A 7,406-nucleotide genomic window follows, 5' to 3' on the forward strand; every position below is an offset into this window, starting at 1 on the left:
AGGCCCTTTTTCGCATTATAGCATATGGGCCATGCCCTTGCACATGGAAAAGAAAGCCAAGGCCCAGGCGCGGGGACGCCTGGGACGATTGGCTTTGCTTTTCCTGTGTGTGATTTACCAGCGATTCATTCTGGGGAAATTGGTCAGACTCTCAGGACCATCCTTGCGCAGGACCACCGTGTCCTCCACTCGAGTACCGCCCACGCCGGGCTCCATCAGAGTAATCTCGAAGCAGAAGGTCTGATTCTCCTGGAGCACATCGTCGCTGTTGGGGCCGATGGTGGGGATCTCTTCCTCGGGGTCCATACCGGTAGAGTGGGCGCAGCCCCGGCCTTCACCGGCGAAGTGGACATATCCGGCCTCCGCCATAACCCGGTTGGCGGCCACGTCGGCCTCCTTGCCGGTCATGCCGGGACGCAGGGCGGCCATGCCCTCTTCCCAGGCCTTCAGGCAGGTGTTGAGCAGCTTCTCCTGGGCGGGGCTCATGTCGCCGTAGCCCACGCCGCGCGCCATGTCGGAAGAGTAGTCGTTGAAGCGGCACCCGATGTCGATCAGGATGGTTTCTCCCTTCTGGATGACCTTATCGGTGGGATAGGCCAGGAACCACTTCTCCGCGTTGACACCGGACTGCACCATGATGTCAAAGGACTTGGTATCAGCGCCCAGACGGAACATCTCAGCCATGGCCTGGCGCACCACTTCCCGCTCCGTCAGGCCGCTTTCAGACTCCAGCAGTTCCTTGATCTTCCAAATACCCCGGTCGGCCAGTTCGCCGGCCACCTTCATATTGCGGATCTCACGTTCACTTTTGATGGACTTCAGGCTTTCGATAAGCATGGTCTTTTCCGGCTTGGCGGTGCCAATGTTGTCCATGATCTGCTCATAGAATTCCAGGGCGCAGTATTTTGCACCGCTCAGGCCCAACTTGGCGCCGGGATGCTTGGAGGCAAAATCCCGTACGACGCTGCCCAGCTCCTGACGGATGCCCCGGGTATCGTCGAACCAGGTCTTGTCGGAGGCGTAACCAACCAGACTGCCTTCGGCAAACAGGATGGGATCGCCGATCAGGGGGACAAAGACCATGGCGGGGTACCATGGCAATGCGGAAGGGATGGTTCATGACGCACTGGGAAAAGCCAATCTTGTAGGTGGTCTTTTCTCCGTCGTTGGCGGAGGGGGAACTGGATTCACCGCCGCTGCCGGCGGGGCTGGAGCAGGCGGCGAGACCAAGTGCCAGGGACAGTGCCAGAATGAGAGCAGCAATCTTTTTCATAACTTCTCCTTTCCATATGTGCATTGAGCATTTATTTAAACCGGATACTCCGGTCTAAATCTCTTTGACCAGGTGCTTTCTGGATTTGCCCACCTCTCTGGAGACGATCAGGGTGGTGACAAGAATGATGATGCCGGTGACAATAGGTTGGGCGTTGGTGTCGATGTTCATCAGATTCATCAGATTGCTGATCATGCACACCACCATGGTGCCTACAAAGGTACCCAGAATGTTACCCTTGCCGCCCAGCATACTGATGCCGCCCACCACGCAGATGGTAATGGCGGTCATCTCGTAGGACTGGCCGGATCTGGGCTCGCCGATGCCGATGCGGGCGGCGATAAACAGGCCGGACAGAGCGGCCAGCAGGCCGCTGATCATGTATGCGCACAGCTTGACCCGGTCGGTCTGTACACCGAAGAGCTTGGCGGTTTCCTCTCCGCCGCCCACCGCGTAGATATGCCGGCCAAACCGCGTCCGGTCCAGAATGAGAAAAGCGGCCACAAATGCGATCAGCACATACCAGATGCCGTTTTGCACCCCTAAAAAGTCGCCTTTAATAATCTGTTTGAAGGAATCCTGTACCGAGCCGGTGAGCGGACCGCCGCCGGTGAAGAGGAAGGTACAGGCCCGCATAATCATCATCATGGCAAGTGTGGCCATGAAGGGCTCGATCCGGAAGCGGGTTACCAGCAGACCGTTGACCGCACCGCAGCCCAGACCGATCAGGATCACCACGATCAGGATCAGGGGAATGCTCATGCTCTCCAGCGCAATCTTGGCGCTGACCACGCTGGCAAAAGCCAGCACGGAACCCACCGACAGATCGATGCCGCCGATCAGCAATACAAAGGTCATGCCAATTCCGATGAAGGCCGATTCCACCGCGTACTGTACAATGTTGGATAGGTTGCTCAGGGTAAAGAAGCTTTCAGACAGCTGTGACCCGATGACGATCAGTACGATCAGCATGATAACGGGCAGCAGCTTGGACACTTCAATTTTTTTCATGCTCATCGCCTCACTAACGCATACTCCAGGATACGCTCCTGGGTGGCCTCCTCCTGGGAGAGGCAGGCCGTCAGCTCTCCGGCGGAAAACACCAGGATACGGTCGCACATACCCAACAGCTCCGGCATCTCCGTGGAGTACATGATCACGGCCAGACCTTTCTCCGCCAGCTGGTTGATCTGGGCGTAGATCTCGGACTTGGCGCCCACGTCCACGCCGCGGGTGGGCTCCTCCATGATGAGCACTTTATAGGCGTCGATCATCCACCGGCCCAGCAGTACCTTCTGTTGATTGCCGCCGCTGAGCTCTTCCGGCCGGGTATGCAGTCCCGCTGCCTTGACGTGCAGACGGTCCACAACATTCCGGCTGGCAGCCACTTCATCCCCCCGCTTCAGGACGGAATGCCTGCTGAACAGGTGGCCCAGGGAGCTGATGGTGATGTTGCTGACCAGATTCTGATTGAGAAACAGCCCCTGAGTTTTCCGGTCTTCCGGCAGGAAGGCGATGTTGTTTTTGATGCTCTTGGCCGGCTTGAAACTTTCCAACTTCACGCCGCCGCACTGTACGCTGCCGCTGGGTGTCCCGCACAGTCCGAAGAGGGTTTTGGTGACCGCATTTGCGCCGGAGGAATCCAGACCGGCGAATCCCAGCACCTCGCCGGCGTGGAGCTGGAAGGATACGTTTTGGAAGTGATTGCCCAGGCTGAAGTCCTTGACGTCCAGCACCACCTCCCCGATGCGATGTTCCCGCTGGGGATAGAGGTCGGTCAGCTCCCGCCCGATCATTAGAGGAATGAGGTTTTTCTCGTTGCAGTCGGCGCTGTCCAGAGTGGCGATCAGCTTGCCGTCCCGCAGGACCGAGATGCGGTCGGAGAGGGAGAATACCTCGTTCATGCGGTGAGAGATGTAGATAATGGTGGTGTGCTGCTTTTTTAACTCGTCGATCATCCGGAAGAGCGCGTCCATCTCTTCCACGTTCAGGTTTGCTGTGGGCTCGTCCATGATAACCACAGATGCGTTCTGGTTGACCGCCCGGGCAATCTCCACCATTTTTCGAGAGGATACCGGCAAATCCCGCATTTTGGCGGTGGCGCTGAGGTGGAGCCCCAGCCGGTCGATCAGTTCCTTTGCCGCCCGCACCATCTGCTTGCGGTTGACTATGGGAATGCCACCGTATCGGTGTTCGCGGCCCAGAAAGATGTTCTCGGCCACGGTCATCTCCGGAATCTCCTGAATCTCCTGGAAGAGGGTGCTGATTCCCGCCCGCTGGGCCTCGCTGGGCATGGAATAGGAGACTCGCTTGCCGTTGAGCCAGAGTTCTCCGTCGTCGGCCTGATAGACCCCGGAAATGATTTTGATCATGGTGGACTTGCCCGCGCCGTTTTCTCCCACTAGAGCATGGAGTTCACCCTGCTCAAATGCCAGGTCAATGTGATCCAGAACCGTAGAATTGGCAAATCGTTTGGTAATGCCTTTCAATTCAAGTATGGTACTCATAGCTACTCCTGTTCCGCCGCAGTTTGGGCTTGACACCAATGCTTCCCTTTACTGAAATGAGCACCGCCACCAGGATGATTAGACCCTGGATCAGCTGCTGCATATACGAACTGATGCCGATCAGCGGGAACAAGTTGGACAAAATGCCGTATAGCAGAGCACCCAGCAGGGTACCGGCTACGGTACCCTTACTGCCGGTGAGGGCGGCGCCGCCTACCACAACGGCAGCAATGGCATCCAGTTCCATTCCGGTGGCGCCGCCATGGGTGGTAGTGGGCTGGAAGGCTCCGGTGCGGGCCACAGAAAGCAGCCCCGAAATGGTGGCAAACACAGCACACAGTACATAAGCTGAAAGCTTCACCATCCGCACGTTTACGCCGGAATTATAGGCGGCAACCTGGTTGGAGCCGGTCACCCGCAGACGCCGGCCATAGGTGGTGCGGCTCATTGCAAAAATTGAGGCCACGCTGATGAGAAAGAGCACCACCACGGGGACCGGGAAGATCCAGATGTAGCCTGTTCCGATTCGCATAAAAGACTCGGGCACTGTTCCGGATACACTGGCACCACCGGTGACGCATAGCACGATGCCCTGCATAATCTGCTTGGTCACCAGTGTTACCACGAAGGGCTGTAGTCTGCCGTAGGTAACGAAGAGTCCGTTCACGAGCCCAACTGCCACACCGATGCCCAGTACAGTCAGAATGGTCAGCCATACCGGCACACCGTTGATCAGCATAGTGATGGAGACCATACCGATGATCTGAATGGTGGCGCCAATGGAGAGATCGATCCCGCCGATGAGGATCACGAAGTACATTCCAATGGCGGCAATTGCGGTATAGGCGGTCTGCCGCAGCAGGTTCAGCAAGTTGCTGCCGGAGAGAAAAAACGGTGAGAGCATAGGGGATAGGATCAGAATCACAATGATTAGAACTGTGATTGCAATCTCATTTTTATACTCTCTGAGCCAAACGGTTCCTTTTTGTTTGTAATCATCCATCTCTTTTTTCACCACCGATATCCACTCCTGTTTGTTCGTGCAAATTGGCCAAGTTTTCTTTCTCTATCTTACACTTTTAGAGTAAAATAGATAGTCTGACATCGCAACTGTACGTTCTTCATATTTGTCGTCATTTTTTCAGTTAGCTTCTCCAAAGACGCTGATGGAACGTATTTATCAATGAAGAGGGAAGATACCGCAAGAATGTGCTTGTATTGTTAAACCGGTTTTGCTACTATGGCACATGGAAGAAGTATCCCGACAGTGGTGGGATACAAATGTGGAAAGGTGGAATGTTTGAAATGAAGGAACGCAAAAAACTCCTCTCCCTGACTCTGGCTGCCGCGTTGACGCTGGGCGTCTCTGCCCCTGCCATGGCCGCGGAAGGAACTGCCCCCGTCTTTACTGACGTGGCTTCTGACGCCTGGTATGCCCCTGCCGTCTCCTATGTCTCTGAAAAGGGGATCATGAACGGCACCGGTAACAACGCCTTTGGACCCTCTCTCACCGTGACCCGGGGTATGGTGTATCAGACCCTGTACAACATGGCAGGTCGTCCTGCCGTGGCCGAGGCCGCTTCCTTCAACGATGTCTCCGATCAGTGGTACGCCGACGCTGCCGCCTGGGCTGAAGATGAGGGCCTGACCACCGGCGTGGGCCAGGGCGCCTTCGGCGGCGAACGGGCCATGACCCGGCAGGAGCTGGGCAAGGTCTTTGCCGATTACGCCGACGCCCAGGGCGCTCAGGCCGACAATGCCGACCTGAGCACTTATGCGGATGCCGCCTCCGTGGCCGACTGGGCCAAGGACGGTATGGAGCGGGCTGTGGCGCTGGGTATCCTCTCCGGCAGCCAGAACAAACTCAATCCCACCGGGACTGCCCAGCGCTCCGAGCTGGCCCAGATCCTGATGAACTTTGGCCAGCTCACCTTTGAGACTCCCGCTGAGGACTATATCAAGGCCCATGCCGAGGACTTCTTCCTCACCGGCAAGGCGGAGTATACCATCCAGGGCATGATGGTCTCCAAGGATACCACCTTCCACAACGACCTGGAGAATGTGGACTACACCGCCACCGATGACGGGGAGAGCGTGGTCCTCAAGGGCACCGTGGGCGAGCAGTGGGTCACCAAGCTGAGCAAGGTACTGGAGACCTACACCAAGGCTGACGGCACCGCCCTCAAGGCGGAGGACTTCACCAACTCCAAGGATACCTTTATCGACCTGAAGACCAAGGCTGAGCCCGACACCAACTTTGCCTGCTTTGTTCCCAAGGACGTGCGCCTCACCGTCAACACCGCCTGGGGCGATGTGCTCCATGTGAACGATCCCGTCTCCGAGCACGGCTACGGCGATTACCTGGTCTGCCCCAACAAGGACGGCAAGCCCGACTTCTCCGACGTGTGGGTGGTCAACGGCGCGATCTTCGCCAACACCTATGATGTGAGCCGGGCGCCTGTGGTAGGCAGCGTGGCCGCCATCGAGAAATACGGCAACCTGGACCTGGATATCAAGCCTGAGGTGCTCTATACCGCGGGCCTGGAGCTGGGTGACGTGCTGGACGTGACTGTAAACGGTCAGAGCCTGGAGATCCCCTTCTGCACCGCCTACAGCGATGTAAACACCGGCGAGTGCGTGGTGCGTGACAACAAGGAGAGCGACATCCTTGTGGTTGCCATCAACATGGGCAACTTTGCCGGTACCTACGGCGTGGAGGAGGGCGACATTGTCACCTTTACGCTGGCCGAGAAGGCCGGTTACCTGGGTCAGTATCAGGCCCATCAGCTTGAGCGCACCAACGAGCGGAGCGACTACGCCTCCGACGAGGTCTTTGCCAACTTCCGTGCCATCACCGTGGGCGATATTGCCAAGGGCGTGCTTTACCGCACCAGCAGCCCTGTGAATCCTGAGATCGGCCGGGCCGCCTATGCCGACGACCTGATTGAAAAGGCCGGCGTCAAGACTGTGGTCAATCTGGCTGACGATGACGAGGTCATCCAGGGCTATTTTGCCGCCGAGGGCTTTGATTCTCCCTACTACAAGGGTCTCTATGAGGGAGGCAATGTGGTCGCCCTCAACATGGGCGTGGACTACAAGGCCGCCGACTTCCAGGCCAAGCTCAAGACCGGTCTGGAGTTCATGATTTCCCACGAGGGCCCCTATGCCTTCCACTGCACCGAGGGCAAGGACCGGGCCGGCTTTACCGCCATCCTGCTGGAGGCCCTGATGGGCGCTTCCCAGGAGGAGATCGTGGCCGACTACATGGTGTCCTATGAGAACTACTACCATGTGGAGAAGAACTCCGAGCAGTATAAGCTGATCTCCGAGGTGGCTGTGGGTATGCTCCGTGACCTGGCGGGCCTGGAAAAGGGCGCCGACCTGTCCAAGGTGGACCTGCAGAAGGCCGCTGAGGATTACCTGACCGGCATCGGCCTCACTGCCGACCAGATCTCCGCCCTCAAGACCAACCTGTCCACCCCCATCGAAGGCTAAGACCCCTCAAAGCAGTCAAAACCTCCGGCTAAGCCGGAGGCTTGAGTAGGCCCTAAAAGGGCCTGATACGGACGAAGCCCCTTAAGGGGCCCCGAAAGGTTTGCCGACTGCATTTCTTTCTCGGGCTTACC

General features: G+C 57.4%; 5 protein-coding genes. 1 reads left to right on the forward strand and 4 read right to left on the reverse strand.

Annotation, left to right across the window (positions count from 1 at the left end; genetic code table 11):
* Nucleotides 1–114: 114 nt before the first annotated feature.
* From B5G06_RS03255 to B5G06_RS03275, 4 genes are all read right to left on the reverse strand, one after another.
* Entirely contained in the window at nt 115–1,083 is a 969-nt protein-coding gene (locus B5G06_RS03255) for a M24 family metallopeptidase (protein ID WP_087187660.1), read from the reverse strand.
* 244 nt (nt 1,084–1,327) lie between these two features.
* Nucleotides 1,328–2,284 carry an ABC transporter permease gene (locus tag B5G06_RS03265; RefSeq protein WP_158094659.1) on the reverse strand — a complete coding sequence of 319 codons (957 nt, stop codon included), beginning with the start codon at nt 2,282–2,284 and terminating at the stop codon, nt 1,328–1,330.
* Between the two features lie 2 nt (nt 2,285–2,286).
* Nucleotides 2,287–3,780 carry a sugar ABC transporter ATP-binding protein gene (locus tag B5G06_RS03270; RefSeq protein ID WP_087187663.1) on the reverse strand — a complete coding sequence of 498 codons (1,494 nt, stop codon included), beginning with the start codon at nt 3,778–3,780 and terminating at the stop codon, nt 2,287–2,289.
* Entirely contained in the window at nt 3,764–4,684 is a 921-nt protein-coding gene (locus B5G06_RS03275; protein ID WP_158094660.1) for an ABC transporter permease, read from the reverse strand. The genes B5G06_RS03270 and B5G06_RS03275 overlap by 17 nt, the downstream gene beginning before the upstream one ends.
* A gap of 401 nt (nt 4,685–5,085) precedes the next feature.
* Between B5G06_RS03275 and B5G06_RS03280 the strand changes: the two genes are divergently transcribed.
* A complete protein-coding gene (locus B5G06_RS03280; protein WP_158094661.1) occupies nt 5,086–7,275 on the forward strand; it encodes an S-layer homology domain-containing protein in 2,190 nt (729 codons plus the stop codon).
* Nucleotides 7,276–7,406 lie beyond the last annotated feature (131 nt).

The sequence above is a fragment of the Flavonifractor sp. An52 genome (assembly GCF_002159385.1).
Taxonomy (GTDB): Bacteria; Bacillota; Clostridia; order Oscillospirales; family Oscillospiraceae; genus Flavonifractor; species Flavonifractor avicola.

Bases quoted from the DNA above. Each gene is read 5' to 3' on its own strand.
- B5G06_RS03270 (WP_087187663.1), bottom strand. From the start codon at position 3,780: ATGAGTACCATACTTGAATTGAAAGGCATTACCAAACGATTTGCCAAT.
- B5G06_RS03265 (WP_158094659.1), bottom strand. From the start codon at position 2,284: ATGAAAAAAATTGAAGTGTCCAAGCTGCTGCCCGTTATCATGCTGATC.
- B5G06_RS03255 (WP_087187660.1), bottom strand. From the start codon at position 1,083: ATGGTCTTTGTCCCCCTGATCGGCGATCCCATCCTGTTTGCCGAAGGC.
- B5G06_RS03275 (WP_158094660.1), bottom strand. From the start codon at position 4,684: ATGCTCTCACCGTTTTTTCTCTCCGGCAGCAACTTGCTGAACCTGCTG.
- B5G06_RS03280 (WP_158094661.1), top strand. From the start codon at position 5,086: ATGAAGGAACGCAAAAAACTCCTCTCCCTGACTCTGGCTGCCGCGTTG.